Annotated in this window: 7 protein-coding genes; 3 read left to right on the forward strand and 4 right to left on the reverse strand. The window is 55.8% G+C overall.

The features are described from left to right. Position 1: 1 nt before the first annotated feature. The 4 genes from Poly24_RS12215 to Poly24_RS12230 all read right to left on the reverse strand — a co-directional run bounded on the left by Poly24_RS12215 (position 2) and on the right by Poly24_RS12230 (position 13,326). Positions 2-4,957, reverse strand: a complete 4,956-nt coding sequence (locus Poly24_RS12215) for an ATP-binding protein (protein ID WP_145095303.1) — start codon at positions 4,955-4,957, stop codon at positions 2-4. 75 nt (positions 4,958-5,032) lie between these two features. Next, positions 5,033-6,880: a hypothetical protein gene (locus tag Poly24_RS12220; RefSeq protein ID WP_145095307.1), complete on the reverse strand. Its 1,848-nt coding sequence runs from the start codon at positions 6,878-6,880 to the stop codon at positions 5,033-5,035. Further along, positions 6,873-10,964 carry a protein kinase domain-containing protein gene (locus tag Poly24_RS12225; protein ID WP_145095310.1) on the reverse strand — a complete coding sequence of 1,364 codons (4,092 nt, stop codon included), beginning with the start codon at positions 10,962-10,964 and terminating at the stop codon, positions 6,873-6,875. The genes Poly24_RS12220 and Poly24_RS12225 overlap by 8 nt, the downstream gene beginning before the upstream one ends. Before the next feature lie 1,573 nt (positions 10,965-12,537). Then, on the reverse strand, positions 12,538-13,326 hold the full coding sequence (locus Poly24_RS12230; protein WP_145095314.1) for an SDR family NAD(P)-dependent oxidoreductase: 789 nt from the start codon (positions 13,324-13,326) through the stop codon (positions 12,538-12,540). Positions 13,327-13,803: 477 nt separating this feature from the next. Here Poly24_RS12230 and Poly24_RS12235 point away from each other — a divergent pair, with 477 nt between their 5' ends. From Poly24_RS12235 to Poly24_RS12245, 3 genes are all read left to right on the forward strand, one after another. Next, positions 13,804-15,741, forward strand: coding sequence for an amylo-alpha-1,6-glucosidase (locus tag Poly24_RS12235; RefSeq protein WP_145095318.1), 1,938 nt, complete (start codon positions 13,804-13,806; stop codon positions 15,739-15,741). A gap of 286 nt (positions 15,742-16,027) precedes the next feature. Further along, a complete protein-coding gene (locus Poly24_RS12240; protein ID WP_231753601.1) occupies positions 16,028-19,186 on the forward strand; it encodes a PSD1 and planctomycete cytochrome C domain-containing protein in 3,159 nt (1,052 codons plus the stop codon). A gap of 80 nt (positions 19,187-19,266) precedes the next feature. Beyond that, positions 19,267-20,670, forward strand: coding sequence for a DUF1501 domain-containing protein (locus Poly24_RS12245; protein WP_145095326.1), 1,404 nt, complete (start codon positions 19,267-19,269; stop codon positions 20,668-20,670). Positions 20,671-20,800: the final 130 nt, after the last annotated feature.

The raw sequence follows: 20,800 nt of genomic DNA on the forward strand, positions 1-20,800 counted from the left end.
CTTAGGAAGGTGGATCAAGTTTTACGTGCGTGGGGTTACGGAAACCTTCCCGAAAGAAGAGCGCATTGTATTTTTCAAGTTGTTTCATACGATCTGCGGCACGTTTAGCTTGATCGGACGTTGTGATGTTCTTTGCCAAGATATTAGCGTCTTGGTCAGTCATGCGGAGGAGGAGATAGCTGGCGACATTGGAATACAACGCGGTATCAAAGTCTTTCGCTGATTGTGACGCAAGAATCAGCGAGATACCAAATTTCCTGCACTCGGCGGCGAGCTTTGGCAGTAGCTTCATCTTGCTGGCACGGTGGGCTTCGTCGAAGATCACCGCGTGCGTGATTCGATCTTGAACACCACGCCGGAACATCTCTTTGTAGACGTTGTAGAGTGCGAGCATTGCGACCGCTCGCTGCACAAGTTCGTTCTGCGTGGCATGGATTTGCAGAACCAATGGCGTATCGCTTTCTAGCAAACTGCGGACTTCACCAGAGTTGCTAAATATTTGATAGTCGTCGAGTTCGTCTAATCGAGCGAGTAAGTTCTTTTCTGGTTTCGGTTCACGCTTCAAGATGTTGTAGAAGTCGCGGAACTCCGGAATCGTTGGTGATTCAGTGTCACCGCCCCAGCCATGGCGGACGTAGGACTCTCGGATCGCGCTTCGTAAACTCTCCAGCTGAATGTCACCGAGGTCTGGGAACATCGCAGAGAATACGTCCCGTAGCATTCCCGCACTGTCAACGTGTGATGTCCGAGTCACTGTGTCCAAATGCATCGGGTTGAAACCGAGTTGCTCGTGATCGAGCAACTGAACGCCAGCCAGCTTCTCCGATAGTCGCTCGTCGATGTCGGGATGGTACGAGAAAACGATTGGCGTGATCGAGTTAGCCATCAACTGCTGACAAATGTTCATCACCGCTTCCGTCTTCCCCATGCCGGGAAAACCAACAATCATCAGGTGCGGATTCGCGGAACTGGCGACTGACCAATGCACTGGCTCGTCGCTGGAATTTTCCAATCCGAATCGAATCAAGGCTGGGGCATTTTTCGATTCATCACAATCTTCCATTGGCTTGTCCAGCGTCGCGGAGTTGCCCTCACTCGCCTTCGCACCTTTTGAAGCGGAATTCCCCGAAATCTGCGGCGCTGAACTCTCGGACGAATTCGTCGCTTCATCGCGTGCCTTTTCAACCTCAACCGACTTCGACCGAGTGGGTTCCTTCGATTTTGGGGGATTAGGTTCCGTTGGTGATAGGGTTCGCTCGACGCCAACTGCAAGATCGGGCATGGTAGTCGCACCGAACAGAACGATCTTTGTCGGCGATCCTGATTCGGAAATTGTTACGGGATCAGCATTCACGAACTCGGGGCAGAAAATGTAACCTCGGTTAGGAATCGCCGATTCCGTAAATTTGTAGTTGGCTCCGTCCGTCATCATGCGGTCGAGCTGTTGACGGAATCGGTCGTATTGAGTTTCGTCCAAATAATGGCGGTAAGCCTTCTCAAGATAGAACCGCAGAGCGCGAACCAAACGGCTGCGACGAATCGCCAGCAAAGGCTCCGCGGCTTTCCCATCAAAATACCAAGCAACCCACGCGTCCCGGTGCACCTGAGTTTGTTCCTCGATTTGCAACGTCAAATCTGGCGAACGGGCCGCACGCAGGTTGCGGCGATACTTCACTTCCACAAATGTGAAAGTCAGTCCACCCCGAGAAGGAAGCGAGACGTAAATCAAATCGGATCGAACCTTCGGAGCGGCATCCGGTGCCGTCATTGATGCGGCCCCCTTTTCCTTGGGAGCGAGATCAGGAATGTCGTCCACGGGCACGAAGAACCCGCGTCCAAGGTTCATCCAAGAAAGACTGTCATCGGTAGCGTTTTCGCAATGCGAATGGACGAGCGCCAATGCCACCAGTTCACTGCTTGTGCTGCCTAGACTGGTCAGACGCATGGCGAGCCGCCCGCTAAGTGCTTTCAAATGCCGAACCAGAAATTCACAATTCCTCCGACTCGCGCTCAAACTCATTCGCTCTAGCATTTCGTCAAGTAACTCACGAATTTCGTCAGTACGCGTTGTCGAAGTAATCATCTGTAGACTGCCCAAGTCGTCGCGTTCGGGCACGCAGTCGATGACATATGTCTCGTAGATCGTTGGTTCGTCGTGCGGCGCGTCAAAGAACTCGATGCCCGCATTTCGATCAACCGTAATTACCCAGTCAGAAAGATGATGGACGACTCGAAGCATTTCCTGCTGATCGGCAGACAACTGCGTTCGCAGCACCGGCCAAACATCATCACCCTGACCCGCGAACCGACAAACACTCTGCATCACGGCTTTGTTCAGTTTTGTCAGGCGATCGGTCATCGCTCGCCCAGCCGGGTGCTTTTCTCCATCCGAATCAGGCGGCAACCAGCTCAGCCATTCTGCAGTCGGTTGGAACGTGAACGACCGTTGAGTGTTCGCAATCAACCCGTAGACATGCAGCGGAGCGGAACTGGGCAAGGTGTCAAGCGGGACGAAATGGACGCTGGTGTCGAAGCTGTCAAATGCAATCGCCATGTGGGCCGAGGACGACGGTACTTTTGTGTTCTTCTTCGCCCAACGCAAACGCGGTAACGTGACTCCCCCTTTGTTCGATTGGCTCTCCAACATCCAACGGTCCCCGTCGGCGATGCCTGAAGCTCCAGTTCGATGCCGCTCGACGAGGTCAACGAGAAAACTGCCGGTGATATCCGAGTTTTTTTGTGCTGGAAACATTTCCAAGTTGAACCGAACCGGAGAAACCTCATCGTCACCTTGCACGGTTGACTTCATTGCAGTGCCCAACGCGCGGGCTACCGTACATCCGTCGCCCGGTCTCAATGCGTGAAGAAGAACGGCTCCGCCTGACGATTCACCCAAGTTATGGAACTGGATATAGCGAGAGATTTCCTTCGCCAACGAGCTACTCACTTGGATCCCCATTGAGCTGACATCGGGATCGTGTTCATTCAGTCCGAGTGATCGCATTAACATCGCGACCGCCGACTTCGGTTCTGGGTCTTGGTCGCTAACCATTGCCGTCGCAAAGAACGCGAGCGTATCGGCGTACACGAAGTTTTCCCCTTCCTTTAAGCCCGGCAAAATCGACGGAAAATGGGCGGCTTGCAAATTCGCGACTGCTTCCCTGACTCGCGTCGGTGCCATGCCAACGTCGAACCGCAAATGTCGCATCAGTTGGTCGTAGCCAACGTGCCAAGCAACGCGAAGCGGATGGCTGGGCAGTACGATCAAGCCGATTGTTTTACCGGACAGCGACTGAACCTCAACGGTATCAGTCAGTGCGGCCTGCGGAGGAGCTTGATCGAAGATCGCCAGCCAAGCATTGACATATTCGTCCGCCTTCTTGAAATTTCCACCGTACACGCTGCCCCAGAACCCGCCACGATCGGCTAGATCTTTTTGCAAGTTCGACGATGCTTTGATCGTTCGCTCCCAGTCGGATTCGGAGACCTCACCCGCATCGAACGTGTGAAACTGCGGCACAGAAACTCGTTGCCCGTCCCCGCGAACTTGAACCGACCAGCGTCCCAGACTGGTTTGCTCAGCCTGCATTCGCTCAATCACTTCAATCAGTGACGGACGTTGCACCTTGAAACTCTTTTTCGAGGATGTCGCTCGAAACGCAACAAAGTCCTTGGCAGTGTCGATTACGAAGCAGTCGGAATTTACCACGTCGGCGTCGAATTGTTCTCCATCGGAGATGTTGACCGCGCCTTCCATCATGCAGCGTTCAAACTTCGTCGTGTTGGATGTCGTTTCGGTCGTCGCTTCACCAAAACGAATCAGGAACTCTTCCGATTCGTCTTCGATCTCTTCGTCTGCGCTGCCGATGACGGATACGACGACGCGTGCTTCAAACTGAGAGTCCTCTGCGATTCCTTCAAAGTCCTCGGTCGTCAATTTTACGGATTGGTATTGAGCTCCCTTACGAACTGCGTGCGAAACATCTCGATACGCCAGTTCGTCCTCGCCTGAAACAACGCTCACTCGGTATTCGACGCTGCCTTTGGGCAACTGTTCCGGCTCCGTCTCAAAACGCACCTCCAGTTTCGATACTTTGTCATTGGAAAGCAGAAACTCTGGTGGCGTACCATCGACCAACCCAGACCACTTGCCGATTTTCCCCTGTTTGCTCCGCCATGTGCGGATTTTCACTTTCCGCAACTGTTGGCTCAGAAACTCAGGCTCAATCTCGCCAAGCCACAACGTCGCATTGGAAACGACTTCGCCGATCACCTCAGCTAACGGTCGCCGCGACGCTTCACGGATAACCTGCTGCAATGCGACTTCCTGCGCCGGCGTCTCGTCCTTCAGTAGCAGCGATTCCACTCGCTCGGCGGGCGTGCGAGCGTTGCCCGACCCAAGAAAAAGCCGATCTACGATTCGCGCGGAAACTTGCAGGTCGCCGTCTTTAATGGAATCTGCATCGCCTTGAATAGGCCACAGGCCAAGCAATGAAATCGATCTACCAAAATCATTTGGATTCGCACACAGCGAGGCCAAGAATTGAATTTGCTGCCACTTTGACAGCGACTTTCGTTCACCGATATAGCGAACTTGCTTGATGGCCTGTTCCGCCTTGTCGTAAAGCTCGCGACCGATTTCGCGCCGCGTGAGAAGTTTAGTTTGATGAAAGATCATCTCCTCGGTCAACTCGCGCGAAGCGCTGTAAATCCCGTCCATGCCCGCGCCAGCCCGCAACACATCAATCAATAGCAAAACCGCTTTGCCCTTGTCCTCGCGTATTTCAACCGCCTGATCCGACCTGATGAGACCTCGCTGGTCGTCGATCTCATCCACGACTGCTCGCACATCCCATCCCGCTGGTGCGAACTCGCTGTGTCCGGCCAGTGATTCAACGACCGACGGCGAAAGGCAGCGACAGAACGTCACATTGCCTTCGGTCGCGTTGCCGACCAATTCGGAAAAAACGCGATTCAGGAATGAGACCAGTTCGTCGGTCAGCGGCATTGGTTCAGCTACGGTCGTCATTGTCTATTCTCCTTGGACTTCGTCGCGTGCATCAAATCTTGGTCGCAGTCGCTTCATTGATTCCGCGTCGTTGACTCCCATCAACAAGCCTAAGCTACGAAGTCGCCGTTCCAAGAACCGCCGATTGCGTTGCAGCAACTCACGCGAAATGGTTTGCCCCGGTGGAGCCTGGTCGACCAACAGCCCGTATCGTTCACGAAGCAGCGCGACAAAATCGTTAAACGAAATCGGATTTGACTTCGTGTTGCCGCCCTTGCCAGGCTTGCGAAGATGTCGATGCACAAGAAAGTCCAGCATCGTATCGGTTAGCAGCATCGACTTCATCATTCCAGACTTTCGACCGTTACGCATCGCTTGAAAAACAACTCGTCGCTCAGTCGCTAGTCCGTTAGACGCCCCAGTCATCAAGCATGACCCAAGGCAAGCTAATATGTGACGAATCTGATGGTTGTCTCCCATCATCTGTGTGACCGTTTCTGCTAACCTCATAACTGGATTTTGCATTGCTGAATCATCATCCAAGATACTTACGTAAGCTTCACCAATTTCTTCTTGCTTGAACTGTTCGGAGAGCTTCATGCAGTGCTTCTTGACATCCCGCAAAATCATCTTGCTGTCTTTGTGGCGTTCCATCAAGACATCGCCAAGCATATTGATCCGCTGAGTGGCGTCTGGACGTTTGGGAGGCAAATCGTCGATTTCATATCGAGACTGATATTCGAGTATACGTAGCGCCATCAACACAACAGGTAGACGGTGCAATCGGCGAGTTGCATCGTCGGTGCTCTCCTCTGACAATCGGCGCAACTCATGGTCCGATCCGCCCGAACAGTCCACGACGAGCGGCCATGGTGATTCGCTCTGCGGAAGCTCTCCATGTTGCTCCCAATGAAAGAGAGAGGATGCCGTTGAGAGAAAAATGTTCGTTAGCCCTAGCCCGATGCACGATTCGAGCATTTGAGTGAGTGATTGACGCGGTATTGAAACGCCATAGGCTTGCAGAAAGAGTCGTGTATCGTCGCGAAATACTCTTGTTCCTTGTTTTGCAATTGGATGTTGATTTGCAATCGCACTCGAACCTCGCCCATGTCCACCCGCTTTTACGGACCTGGTTTCTTTTAACTTAATCGGTTGCTTACACTTCCTAGCGACGCGGATCGTCGCAAGCTGATCCAGGCCCATTTCTACGGATTCGTCAAACTCGTCGACAAGATCAGACTTCAGCTCACGAGCGCTCATCCCTGAGCCGAAAACAGACAACAGAATGTTTTGGGTGAAGTCGTCGTTTACTCTGAAAAACGATTTCTTTGTTGAGCTAGACGTGACTGTATCGCCTTCTTTCTGATCGGCCAAAATTGCAACCAGGGATTCGGGGACGAGGCGAAGGTCCCCGACACTAGCCGGCAAATCCATCCAGGCGGATTGGTAGTGAGTCGGAAACGCACGTATTACTGGCTTCTTTCTACCAGGCTCATGCCGTCGGTTCTCAAGACAATGGGTAAGTAGGAAGTCAGCTAAAACGTCTTTGGCAAGTGGCGACTTGAACTCAGCAAACTGAGCTTCGTCCTCAGCTAGAATGCGTGCAATACTCGAAACGGTACCCGCCTTTTTTGCATTCGAGTTTGCAAACTCTTTTTCATGGGGAAACGGCTTAAACTGTTCGGCGAAGTTGCCCTGCCCTCGACGGTGCCCCCTGCGAAACATATAGAAAACTGCTGGCAGCAAAGCACCGACCGAAAAGTCCTGCAAAGTAAATGCGAGTGCCTCCGTATAGTTGGTAGTCCAAATTTCTTTCACCATTGCCGGCGTCAGGACTTCCTTTAGCACTTCCTTTTCGAGTTTCTCAGACATTGGCTAGATCCTTTTCTGCGTCCACGGCAGCTCCAACCGGTTCAAAGAACATCTGCTGCACGCCTTCGTTCATGCGAACGCCCATGCGTAACACGTCGCTAGGCTGACTCGGATTCCATGCGAACACTTCCCGTTCGTCCTCTTGCGCCAATCGCTGAGTGAAAATCGAAAGGTTCGTGAAGATGTCGTCGTTGGCGGCGTCCATGATCTGATATCCGTCGGCGAGTTCGAGTAGCAATCCGAACAAATCGCTTCCTAGTCGCAGCTCCTCGTCTCGATCATCTCGATAGCGGTAACGCAGCACCAAGCCGTTTGCCAGCCATTCGACGCCGCCGTTGTTTCCTGCCTCGTCAACTTCCAGAGAAAAACGGTCAAGCGGCTTTTCAACCCAGAACGTTGTTTCGATTGGTGTTCGAGGCATCACCTTCAATGGCACAACGTTTCCACGAAGCAGCACAACATGCGGCAACTGCTCCAATCGTGAAATTCCGTAACACAGTCGTCGCGTCAATTGACGTTTCTCTTCGTGGGAAAGAATCGCGACTTCCCGAAACTGACGGAGGCTTTCGCTTTGGAACAGCGCGACCGAGTTTGCTTCGCCGGTCACATTCTCTGCCTGTTCTTCCAGCCATTCAAAATAGCCTCGCCGTCGTTTCGAGATCAACGTTTTCTGATGTGGGAATTTCGGCGGCTTCATCGGATCAACCACGGGATCGTGACTGCGTAGATAACGGTCCACCGTCGGGTTCGCGCCGTAGGCCGGATCAAGTCGTTGCAATTCGGCAAGCAATTCACCTTGACGCATGATGGAGTCCGCAGCGAAGGCTCGATCCCAGTAGTGAGACGGCTCCAACTCGGGCGATTCGTGCAAATCGTCGCAGTAGTGAATTCCAAAGAAGATATAACTGAGTGCCCCTCGCAATTCTCGCGTCGTCACATGCACCTGCCCGCGTTGATGAACGGCCTGTAGTGCCGAAGCCAATCGCTGGCGCACGTTTGCGGCGATGTCGGCGTCTCCGCTGCCGATACCAATCAACGTTTGAACCGAGTTCCATGCAGTGCATCGAGATGCCGCAGAACAGGTTCGGCAAGGTGACCACAGTTCTTCGGATTTATCAACGCCCACCATTCGATCAAGCAACGCGTTGAAGAACTCGGTGGACGGCGACCACGTCGCTTTGTCCTCGTCGGTTTGCGGCAATTTCCGAGCGTCACCGACAAGCGATCGCTCATTCAGGTTGACGAGCCGAATATGCTCCATCGGCTGTTCCGGCACGTATTCACCAATCAGCGTTTCGATGATCCAGTCCGTCAGCGGTGTCTCGCCATGCTCACCTTCATAGTCCTCGGCCCATTGAAGCAGGCGACCATCGTTGACCGCGACAAGATGAACTCGTGGTTTTTCCGACGGTCCTTGCTGGAAAGGTTCGAACAGATCGTTCATCAATTCGTCAGCAGTCTTGCGCTTGAACGATGCAGCGCCGTCGAGATTGATCTTGACCGATAGGCCCATCGCACTGCCGGTGGCGACCCGCTCGGATGAATTCTGTTTACCGAGTCCAAGTTTGACAGACAGATGTTGCAGAAACGCCGTCTTGCCGTCACCCGCATTGCCGCACAGGATAACCAACTGAACTTTGCGACTTTTGATTTCTTCCAGCAAGTTCGCTTCGAGCGTCGTTTCCACATAAGTCTGATGAGCGAACGCGGAGTCCAATCCGCGAGTCTCAATCCCACCGCGCGGCGAACCGGGATACGTCGAAAGCAACTCGGCAAGCCAGGGGACACGGTTGGGCGTGCGAGTAACCGCGTCGGACTCGTCATTGCCCGCGTCGTCTGCCAATTTCTGTTTCTCGGTCGTCTCCTGCAGCTCGTCGTTTTCAACTTCTTTCGTGCTGTCAGCCGAGTCGTCTTGCGAGGTCCTTTCCTTGATCCACTTCAACGCCTGCATCGCGCTGGCAAAGCGTTGCTCGCCATTGGCCGATGTCGCCTTGTCAAGAAAATCTGGAATCCACCCCCAAGCGACACGATCCAACTGTTCCCAATTCAGTCCATTCTCGCGGTGTTTCTGGCCGCCGTACCAGAACGGTTCACGGTCAAACATGACATGGAACATTGTCGCCGCAAGCGCATAGATGTCGTGAGAGGACGATGCAGGTTTTCCTTGCACCTGCTCTTCCGGCGTGTACAAGGCAGTACCACCGCTCCAAATCGGCTCGCCTTGCTTCAGAACAAAATCAAAATCCACGAGTGTTACGTCGCCCGCGTGTTCCAAAATGTTCTTGGGGCTGATATCGCCGTGAACCAAACCCGCGCGATGCAAGGAACCAAGTCCTTCACAACTACTGGCGATCCAACGACCGACTACGGCGATCGGGTCTTCACCCAGCTCCTCGGCGTACAGCACCGGCAAACCAATCCAGTTCTGCAACGTGCTACCCTCAACCCACTTCAACAAAGCAACGAACCGATCGTCTTCCCACTGATTTGCAAGTTCAAACACAGTTGCTAGATGCGGCTTGTCCGTATGAGAACGGACTCGACGGTAGGCGTCCAGCGATCGCAGTCCGCTTTCCTCCTCGAACATTACTTTGCCGGCAAAGATGCCAACGTCCTGATCGTCTTGAACTTGAATTACTTTAAAGGTCGAACCAAAACTTCCTGAACCAATCTTTCCAGCAATGCGATACTGCTGACTGTTAAACGCGACCAAATCACCTTCGCTCCAATATCGAGCCGCCAATTTGGTTGTCTGGAGTCCCGGCTCAGATGTCTTTTCACTATCGCCTGCCGAGAGAGCCTGAGTTAACTCCGCCAGCGTCGAACGCTTTGAAGGTTCCTCGGTCATACCGGCTTCAAGCTTGAGCAATGCCTTGATCGCATCATCACTTTCGTTTTGAACGAACAATGTGCTCAGCGTCTTACATAGCGAATAAATATCACTACGCTGATCGGCTCCACCGATTCCTTGGGCAATCGCTTCGGGAGCCGCGAACTCAGCATCTCGCTGATCTAATTTCGCATTGGGGGACAGCGTCATCGAACCGGAAATGCGAGCTAAATTAAAGTCCGTGAATATAGGCTGTTCATTCGCCCCGACCAACAAGGATCCAGGCGAGATTTGTCGATGCACGAACTGCGCGTCACGGAGGCTGCTCGCATGAAGTTCGGCCAAGGCTTGCACCGCTTGGCAACAGAATAAAATCCGCGACTTTACGTCCCATCTACTGTCTCCCGCTCGTTTCTCGAGTGTCGGCGCACAAGGATCGACGATCGAGAAATACATCAACTCACCGGGATACTGCGGCACTTCCTGATACGAGTCCATCAGTCGTGGGACATGAGCCGACTTCTGCAATTTATGAAGCGTCTCGAAGTGACGGCGCGCAATGTCGTCAGACTTCTCATCGTCGCTCGCCGATAGATCGTAGAGATGAAGTACAATTTTGTCGCGAGTGCGAATATGCTCCCCACGATAGACACGGTGGAAACGATCCGACGCTGGCCCGAAGCGTTCCAAATTTCGCGCTGTTGCAATGTGACGAACTTCACCCTTCAGAGCGACCCTAGTGAGCGGCTGCAGAATCTGGCATACTTTCTGCACCTCGTCATCACTCAGCGTCTCCCGCAAGCCGATCTCCAACAGCTCTGCCGATTCTTTCAATCCAAAAAATGTCGAGCCATGCACTTTGGGGCGATTTGACTTCCAAGAAACATTTCCGCGTGTCAGCAGAAACTTGCCAGCCAAAAAACCAGCGTCGATACTCACCTTCTTCAGTTTGCTGGCGATCTTTCGCAGCTTGTTCGCCAGCTTGTCGGCTTCGTAAACAACCGTGTTATTAAAGTTGGACGTGTAAGCGGCGTCCCAATGCTTCACTTCGATAACATGCAATCCCGACGGCCCAATAACTATGAGGTCCACGTCGTCTGGTACCGCCTGTGTCGTCACGGAATGCGGCAGATTGGAAAGGATAATCCAATCTCTCGTTCCCGGAGCCTTTCCCAATTCAAATTTTACTCGTTCAACCGCAAGTCGCTCACTCTCATTCGCAAACTCGCCGCATGGAATATGATGGACAGTCAATTGTTTCTCCCCGAACTGGCACCATGTTGTTTTCGAATTAGCTTGGACATAATCAAAACCATCTCAATGTTTGGTGTGACTTCGCGGCGAAGAGCTTCTTGAAAAATCAAACGGGACTTACTATGTCAGTAATCGCATATCGTTGGACGTGTACTTGAGGATTGTGCGTTTGACTCGCAAGGACGCATGTTTCTCGTTTTTTGAGCACAATGAGGTCCACATAAAATGTGTTGCGGTATAACCTTGCGCAATATCTAAAATGTGTTTCCCAATGATGCAATAATTTGGTACCTGCTGAGTCGCACCGATGGTTACGAACTGCCACGGCCATTCGGTGGGTTATATAAATTGAGGTCAAAACGCCGGCGACCGGGTTTGCAGCGGTTTTTGAATCGTGATAGGAGGCACGCGTCTTCTGGAGGTGGTGGTACTTGGCGTGTTAAGCTGCGCGTCGTAACCTGCTTGCGGATTGGTTCGTCCTCAACCGGCGAGCGAAAGTACTCGACAGTCGCCACTTCTCCATCGATCGCTGTAACTTTGCCGATTCCCAGTCCGTTCTCGGATGATTCGACAAAGGGATGATTCGTTCGTCCCTTCTGCAAAATGTCGCCCTTATCCACATTAACCCAGAGATTAACAATGCAGGTGCAATAGAGTGTGCGGTAACGCACGCCTTAAGAGGACGTATTGTAACCAAAATATTTCCGCCAATGCTACTATGCAGCAGATTTAACCGATTGCCGTGCGGAAGTGCAAGGCTAGACGGAATTTGGTGTTCGCTTGACTCGGCTTAGGCCTAACTAAGCATCGTTTTTAACCGTTGCTGCGTCAAGTCGCTCACCCAAGTCTATGGACTTCAGGCAGGCGGGGCCGCTGTGGTGGCCGGTATTCTTGGCGGCATCCGTTAGGGAGTTGTATAGCTCCAGTGCGCAGGATGGCTGGAATCTGGATCCTGCTCAGCCGGAAGATTGTTGGAGCGTGCTAGCTCGCGTTGACAGTGCAGGTAGGGGCGGAGTTCTGGTCTGTTGTGTCGGCCTCCGGCCTGGGGGCGGTTGGCATGTTGGTGACCGGTGGCTTATGCCACCGGCAGGTGGTGTGCCGGCCTTTGGCCTCCGCGCGTTTGTTTGTTGGTGGGGGCGGTCTTGCTTGTCGAGATGACGCGTGCTGGAATTTGAACTTGGGAATGATTTGGCTGTGGGATGCCAGTGGCTTATGACACCGGCATTGGGGTGGCGCCCTTTGGGCTTGGGGGCGAGTATCCGTTGGTCGATGGCTTTAGGCCGGAGGCCGGTAAAGGACCTGCCGGTGGTGTAAACCACCGGAACGAATCCTCGTGCGGAAACCACAAGGCCGAAGGCCGGCACAGGTTTTTGTGTCGGACTCCGGCCTTTAAAAAGGCAGGTTGTGTTGCGGCGACCGGTGGCTTATGCCACCGGCAGGTCGTGTGTCGGCCTCCGGCCTTTTTTGCGGCGTTGGGAGGCGGTTCTGCCTATAGAAATGAGGCGTGCCGGGCGTCGGCCTCAGCGCTGTGGAGCGATAAGGCGGGGGGCAGCTTTGGAGCAGTGGGGGCTGTTTAAAAACAGGTGTCGACGAGGCCGCCGTCGCAGCGGAGGGCGGCGCCGGTGGTCGCCGAGGCGCGTTGGCTGACGACGTAACTGACCATCGCGGCTACCTCTTCGACGCTCGCAAAGCGTTGGATCAAGGATCCCGAACGCGATTCGCGAAAGAAGTCGCGCTTCACCTGTTCGATGTCCTGCTCGCAAGCCAAGCTCTCGACAAACTGCTCCACTCCTTCGCTCCACGTCGGCCCGGGGAGGACGCAGTTGACGGTCACCCCTGTGTCTTTGAGCGTCTTGGCCAAGCCGCGGGAGATCGACAGCTGAGCTGTTTTGGTCATCCCGTAATGGACCATTTCGGTCGGGATGTTGATCGCCGATTCGCTGGAGATGAAAACGATCCGGCCCCAACGGCGCTGCTGCATCGATCCCATCACCGCGCGGCTCAGTCGCACGCCACTCATCACATTGACTTCGTAGAACCGCTGCCAATCCTCGTCGCTGATCTCCGCAAACGGCTTCGGTTCAAAGATCCCCGCGTTGTTGATCAGGATGTCGATCGGCGCGATCGCTTCAGCTGCAGCGACGATCGCCGCGCACCCGTCAGCGGTGGAGACGTCCGCCGCGACGCCATGCAGCGACGCGCCGCCGCCGAGTTCTTTGGTCGCCCGGTCGAGCGAGGTTTGGCTGCGACCGTTGATCACCACCGTCGCTCCCTCGTCCAACAGCGACTTGGCGATCGCTTGGCCAATCCCCGAGGTCGATCCGGTGATCACGGCGAGCTTGTTGTTGAGTCCCAAATCCATCGCGTAGGTTCCTTTGAGTCAGTGCAGGGGTGGGAACCGAAGCATTGCGACGGTTCGCTGCGCGCTGGCGACGCAGCCACCGTTCAATAGATCGAATTTCCCCGCCGCCGTCGAGTCGCTTGGAAAGGCACGGGGTTCCCGAGGCTCCTCTGAGGATTCTCCCACCCAACCGTCGCCCGGCACGCGTGTCATGGCGGTCGTGGAAGCGCCGTCCTCGTCGAGTGAAGCCCTGAAGCTGGGAGAAACGTAGCGAGCTCTCAAGGGGCGGCCAAGGCGTGTTGAATTTCGCTGACCGGTTCGATGCGGAGGGAATCTAAAAGGGTTCGCAACAAGCCCGCCTCGAACAACAACTCCGCCGTTTGTGGTTTCGCTGCGGAGGGAATCTGGAAACGTTCGCAACGGGGGGCCGCGTGAGTCGCTAAACTGGGGTGTCCATGCTCCCGCCACCCCAGACTTTTATTGAACGACGGTAACCCGATGAACGACGATGACAACCGGGACCTCGCCGAATGGCTCGAAACCGATGGGCTCGGCGGTTTCGCTTCCGGTACCGTCGGTGGTCAGCGGACGCGTCGCTACCACGCGTTGCTGTTAGTCGCTGAAAAGCCTCCCGCCGAGCGTGTCGTGCTTGTCAACGGTATCGACGTCGTCGTGGAGACGGTCGAGCGAGCGTATCCGATCTCGACGCAGTACTATCGCGGTGATGTCCGTTCGCCCGACGGTGGCAAGCGGCTGGAATCGTTTTCGATCGAACCGTGGCCAACATGGCGGTTTGAGATCAGCGAGGCGGTCACGATCGTCCAAGAGCTGTTTGTTCCCGAGGGGCTGCCTGGCGTAGCCATGCGTTGGCGTGTGGAGGGACCGCGAGGTGGACTCTCCCTGCGCGTGCGACCTTTCCTCTCGGGACGGGACTTCCACGCGTTGCATCACGCCAATCCCGATTTCGATTCCACCACGCATCGCGCGGCCGGTTCGCTCTCATGGCAACCCTATCCCGACATGCCATCGATCCACGCTCAAGCGAACGCTCGGCTTGTCGAAGCGCCCGATTGGTACTACGGCTTCCTTTATACTGCCGAACGGGAGCGTGGCCTCGACGACATGGAAGACCTTGCCACGCCGGGCGAGTTCCATTGGGACTTGAATCCGCAAGACGCTTACCTATTGCTGTCGGCCAACCAGCCGATGAGTAAGCTTTCGGAAAACGAGGGCCTTTCGGCGGAGAACTGTTACGCAGCGATCGCGCAGCAGGAACGTCACCGTCGCGAACAAGCGGGGCGCGAAGCGGAGACCGTTCGTTCATATATCGTCAAGCGTGGCGCAGGGGCTTCGGTGATCGCCGGTTATCCCTGGTTCGGCGACTGGGGACGCGATACCTTCATCGCCCTCCGCGGTCTCTGTTTGACTTCGCCCGATCGGCTCGCGATCGCCCATCGGATTTTGCTGTTGTGGTCGGAGACCGTTTCGCATGGGATGCTCCCCAACCGTTTTCCCGATCGCGGCGACACGCCCGAATACAACGCGGTCGATGCTTCGCTGTGGTACATCGTGGCGGTTCAAGAGTGCTTCGACGCCCACCGTCGTGAAAAGCGAGGGCTTCCGCATGAAGAGACGACCCGTCTGTTGGCCGCCGTCGATGCGATCTTGGATGGTTATACCGCAGGGACACGTTACGGCATCCGGATGGACGACGATGGTTTGATCGCGGCGGGAGAGTCAGGCGTGCAGCTGACTTGGATGGATGCCAAAGTCGGCGATTGGGTCGTCACTCCGCGGATCGGCAAGCCGGTTGAAATCCAAGCCCTTTGGATCAACGCCCTCGCGTTTGCAAGCCGTTACGACCGCGATCGGCGTTCGCAGCTGGAAATCGCCCAAGCATCGTTTACTAAAAAGTTCTGGAACGAAGCCGACGGGTACCTTCACGATATCGTCGATCTCGACCACGTATCGGGAAGCGTCGACGCGGCGTTTCGTCCCAATCAGATCTTCGCCGCCGGCGGGCTGCCGGTCGCGCTGTTGGACGACGAAAAGTGCCGACGCGTGGTCGAAGCGGTCGAAGCTCAATTGCTCACTCCCATCGGCCTGAGATCGCTCGCCCCCGGTCATCCCGATTACAAGCCGCGCTATCAAGGCGACCTGCGAACTCGCGATGCCGCGTATCATCAAGGGACGGTCTGGCCGTGGTTGATGGGCCCGTTTGTCGAAGCGTGGCTGAAAGTCCAACATGGTTCGGACGCTGCCAAGTCGCAGGCAAAGCAAAGGTTCTTGCAACCCATGCAGGAACATTTGCAACAAGCGGGGCAGGGGCATATCAGCGAAGTCGCCGACGCCGAACCGCCTCACACCCCGCGCGGCTGCCCCTTCCAAGCCTGGTCGTACGGCGAATATCTGCGGATCAAGGCAATGGTTCAGTGATCGCGTTTCCGCGACACTGTGGTTCCAATCGTGTATGCTGGTGTGGTTGTGCGTGTCGACGCACTTCACCCTCCCGCGGCTTGCTGTGGGAGGGTCGATAAACGAGCCTTCAGCGAGTTTTTCGGGGAGGGCTTACCGGAACGCCCCGCGCGGGTTCGGACCTCCGGCGACTTGTTGGAATAGGAACTCTACAGTCAGCCCCACCTTCCAACTTCCTACCACCTTTCAGCATTGATGTTCGCGCCTAATGCGATCTCTAAACGCTCGCCTCCCACCAGGTAAACCCGTGATCCGCTATTTCACGCAGCTTGTCGCATGTTGCTCGATCCTTTCGGTCGCTGACGCAGCGGAACAGCCTATCGATTTCGGACGCGCGATCCGTCCGATCCTGGCCGATAAATGTTTTGCCTGTCATGGTCCCGATCCCGAGCATCGCGAAGCCGACCTGCGGTTGGACATCGCGCCGCCAGCGGATTCGTCGACGATCGTCCCCGGCAAACCGGAGGAGAGCGAATTGGTAGCGCGGATCCTTTCGGCCGATCCCGATCTGCAGATGCCGCCGGCGGGGACCGGCAAACCGTTGACGGATCAGGAAATCGAGTTGCTGCAACATTGGATCGCTGAGGGAGCCCAATACCAACAGCACTGGGCATTTGTTCCGCCGACACGTCCCACGGTTCCTTTCGCCATCGATCGGGCAAAGCCATCCACCACGGAGACGTCTGCCGACACGCAAGTCACAACTTCTGAAACGCTTCGCAATTGGATCCGCAATCCGATCGATGCGTTTGTTTTGCAGCGACTGAAGAAAGAAGGAATTGTGCCTTCTCCCGAAGCGGACCGCGTGACGTGGCTGCGACGGTTGAGTCTCGATTTGATCGGCTTGCCACCAACGATCGCGGAGGTCGATGCGTTTGCGGCCGATCGATCGCCCGACGCCTTTGATACGCAGATCGAACGCCTGCTCAATTCGCCTCACTTCGGTGAACGTTGGGGAAGGATCTGGTTGGACGCGGCCCGTTACGCCGATTCGAACGGCTACGAAAAAGACGCCCCGCGTCAAATGTGGTTCTATCGCGATTGGGTCGTCGACGCGTTGAATCGGAATATGCCCTACGACGATTTCATCGTGCAACAGATCGCGGGGGATCTGATTCCCGATGCGACGCAAGCGAATCTTGTCGCCACTGGTTTCCTGCGGAACTCGATGGTCAACGAAGAGGGGGGCGCCGACCCGGAGCAATTCCGGATGGAAGGGATGTTCGACCGGATGGATGCGATCGGCAAGAGCGTCTTGGGACTGACGACTCAGTGCGCCCAATGCCATACGCACAAATACGATCCGTTGACGCACGAAGGCTACTACCGCATGTTTGCCTTTTTGAACAACACGTACGACGCGATCATCCCGGTCTACACACCTGAAGAGCAGCAGCGGATCGATTCGATCGAGGCGGAGATCGCTGCGATCGAAACGGAGCTGAAGGATTCGATGCCCGATTGGCGGGAGCAACTGCAAGCGTGGGCTGCCGATTCGCAAAAATCGGTGGGCGATTGGCAAGTCCTGACGCCTAGCGACATCCCGTACGAAGGACAGAAGTTTCGCGTGCTCGACGATTCGTCGATCGTCAGCGAAAGTTACGCACCGGCCAACTCGGCACCTCAATTTGGGATGACGACCACCGCGGAAAAGATCAGCGCGATCCGAGTCGAATTGCTGACGCATCCTCAATTGCCGCGACGTGGTCCGGGGCGTTCGGTTCGCGGCACCGCGGCGCTGACGGAGATGACAGTCTATGTCGCTCCGTTGGATCAGCCCGAGAAGCGGACCAAGGTGAAGATCGTTTCTGCGACCGCCGACGTCAATCCGGCGGAAGCACCGCAACCGGATTACCTGATCAATATCAGGGCCAAAGGTGGCGACAAACGTGTCACCGGGCCGATCGCCTATGCCATCGATGGGGATAAGAAAACGGCGTGGAGTACCGATCTCGATCCCGGTCGACGGAACCAACCACGCAAGGCGGTCTTTGTCTTCGAGCAACCGGTTGGGTTTCCGCAGGGTACCGTTCTGACGATCCAGCCCGAGATGCGGCATGGCGGTTGGAACAGCGATGACAACCACAATTGCCTGATGGGACGCTATCGGTTTTCGCTGACGACCGACGCGGCGCCGGTCGCCGATCCCGTGCCCCATGCGGTCCGCGAGATCTTGGCGAACTCGCCAGACTTCGACACGCCCGAACAACTGGCGGCAGTGTTCAGCTACTGGCGAACGACAGTCGTCGACTGGGCCGATGCCAACGCAAAGATCGAAGCGTTGTGGAAGAGCTACCCCGAGGGGTCGAACCAGTTGGTGTTGGAGCAGCGGCTCGCCAAGCGGACGACATCGATCCTCGATCGAGGCGACTTTCTTAGCCCCAAGCAGGTTGTGGAACCGGGCGTGCCGGAGTTCTTGCATCCATTGGATCCATCGGCTCCGCCAACTCGAATGACGTTTGCTCGTTGGTTGGTCGACAAGCGATCCCCGACGACCGCGCGTTCGATTGTGAATCGGATCTGGCAGGCCTACTTTGGAATCGGACTCGTCGAGACGAGCGACGACTTCGGCTTGCAGAGCGCTCCGCCATCGCATCGCGAACTGTTGGATTGGCTGGCCGTTGAACTGATGGAAAACGATTGGCAACTGAAGTCGATTCATCGGTTGATCGTCTCCTCGGCGACCTACCGCCAATCGTCGAACGTGAGCCCGTCGGGCGTGGTCGCGTCCAAGTCGAGCTCTTATGAAGAAGATCCCTACAACCGCCTGCTCGCTCGCGGGCCGCGGTTCCGCGTCGATGCAGAGATCGTCCGCGACATTACGCTGTCGGCCAGTGGATTGCTGAACACTCAGCTCGGCGGGCCGTCGGTTTATCCACCCGCTCCTGGTCTGTTGTTCCAACCGCCCGCCAGCTATGGGCCCAAGACATGGAATGAAGCGACCGGCGAAGATCGCTATCGCCGTGGACTCTATACATTCCGCTTCCGTAGCGTCCCCTATCCGATGCTCGACGCGTTCGATGCCGATCCGGGGAACGTGTCGTGCGTTCGGCGGAATCGATCCAATACGCCGCTGCAAGCGTTGACGCTGTTGAATGAACCGCTGTCGATGGAGTGCGCGATCGCATTGGCGAAGCGAATCGTTAAATCGGAGCAGGCCGATGATGCGAGCCGATTGCGGTTTGCTTTCCGAACCTGTGTGGCGCGTCAGCCGACAACCAACGAATTGCAAACGTTGCAAAACTTGTTGGACAAGCAGCGGCAACGGATTGCGAGCGACGAAGTCGATGCTGCCAAGATTGTTCAATCGCCCGAAGCGGCTTCGGACGACGTCGACCAGCTGGCTGCGTGGACTTTGGTTTCCCGCGTGCTGCTGAGTCTCGACGAAACGATGACCAAAGAGTGACGTTTTGCAGTGACTGTAATTCCGTGAACTCCGTTGACTGAAGCTCTCCTAAACGCCTCCCTTTTTGTGAATCCCAATCGATGACTACAAACCCCATCTCGCGACGCTGGTTCATGCAGGATTGTGGCGTCGGGCTCGGTTCGATCGCCTTGGCGAGTCTGATCAACGAATCGGCGGCGGCTGCGGCGGATGATCCGATGGCCGTGAAGACGCCTCATTTTCCTGGCAAAGTGAAAAACGTCATCTTCCTGTTTATGGCGGGGGCGCCGAGCCAGTTCGAGCTGTTCGATAACAAGCCCGAGCTGGCGAAGTTCGATGGGCAGTTGCCGCCGGCGGAGTTGTTGGAAGGTTATCGGGCGGCCTTCATCAATCCGAACTCCAAACTGCTGGGGCCGAAATTCAAGTTCGCCAAGCATGGCCAATCGGGTGCAGAGATCTCGGAGCTGTTGCCTTACACCGCCGCGGTTGCCGACGACCTGACGATCATCAAATCGATGAAGACCGACGCGTTCAACCACGCTCCGGCACAGATCATGATGAACACCGGATCGCAGCTGTTCGGCAAACCGAGCCTCGGTGCCTGGTCGCTGTATGGGCTCGGCAGTGAATCGCGGGACCTGCCCGGTTTTGTCGTCTTCAGCTCCGGAACGAAAGGCCCCAGCGGAGGATCCAGCAATTGGGGCAGCGGCTATCTGCCGACGGTCTATCAAGGCGTCCAGCTGCGCAGCGTCGGCGATCCGGTGCTCTACCTGTCGAATCCCGCCGGCATCGACTCCCGCGTGCAACGCGATTCGTTGGACGCGATTTCGGAACTGAATCGCCAGCGGCTGGCTGTGACCGGCGATCCCGAGATCGCCACCCGGATCAATTCGTTTGAGATGGCGTATCGGATGCAATCGAGTGCGCCCGAGTTGATGGACATCTCGACCGAGACGCAGGAGACGTTGGACCTGTACGGTGTGAAGCCGGGCGAATCGTCGTTTGCAAAGAACTGTCTGTTGGCGCGGCGGCTGGTCGAAGGGGGAACACGGTTTGTGCAGCTGTTCCATGAAGCGTGGGACCAACACGGCAACCTGACCAAAGACATCCAGAAGAATTGTCTGGCGACCGACCAGGGCTGTGCCGCGTTGATTCAAGATCTCAAGCAACGGGGGATGCTCGACGAAACGTTGGTTATCTGGGGCGGCGAGTTCGGCCGCACGCCGATGGTGCAAGGTGGCGGCAACGACGGCCGCGATCATCATCCCAATGCGTTCACGATGTGGATGGCCGGGGGCGGAATGAAACCGGGGATCACGTACGGCGGGACCGACGATCTGGGGTTCAATTCGGTCATCGACCCGATCCACGTCCGCGATCTGCACGCCACGATCCTGCATCAATTGGGCTTCGACCACCAACGCTTGACCTTCAAGTTTCAAGGGCTCGAGCAACGGCTCACCGGCGTCGAGGAAGCGCATGTGATCGACGACATCCTCGGGTGAGCAACTTCTCGCAAGGAGAAGCAGGAATAGCAGCGGGGCGACTGCAACCGTCGTAGGGAACAGTTTTGGTTGCCCCTATTGGCTATGCTTGGGCCGTAGGGGAAATCGTTTAATTTCTCGGGTAACGTTC

It is taken from the genome of Rosistilla carotiformis, from assembly GCF_007753095.1.
Taxonomy (GTDB): domain Bacteria; phylum Planctomycetota; class Planctomycetia; order Pirellulales; family Pirellulaceae; genus Rosistilla; species Rosistilla carotiformis.

Bases quoted from the DNA above. Each gene is read 5' to 3' on its own strand.
- Poly24_RS12220 (WP_145095307.1), bottom strand. From the start codon at position 6,880: ATGTCTGAGAAACTCGAAAAGGAAGTGCTAAAGGAAGTCCTGACGCCG.
- Poly24_RS12230 (WP_145095314.1), bottom strand. From the start codon at position 13,326: ATGGATTTGGGACTCAACAACAAGCTCGCCGTGATCACCGGATCGACC.
- Poly24_RS12235 (WP_145095318.1), top strand. From the start codon at position 13,804: ATGAACGACGATGACAACCGGGACCTCGCCGAATGGCTCGAAACCGAT.
- Poly24_RS12245 (WP_145095326.1), top strand. From the start codon at position 19,267: ATGACTACAAACCCCATCTCGCGACGCTGGTTCATGCAGGATTGTGGC.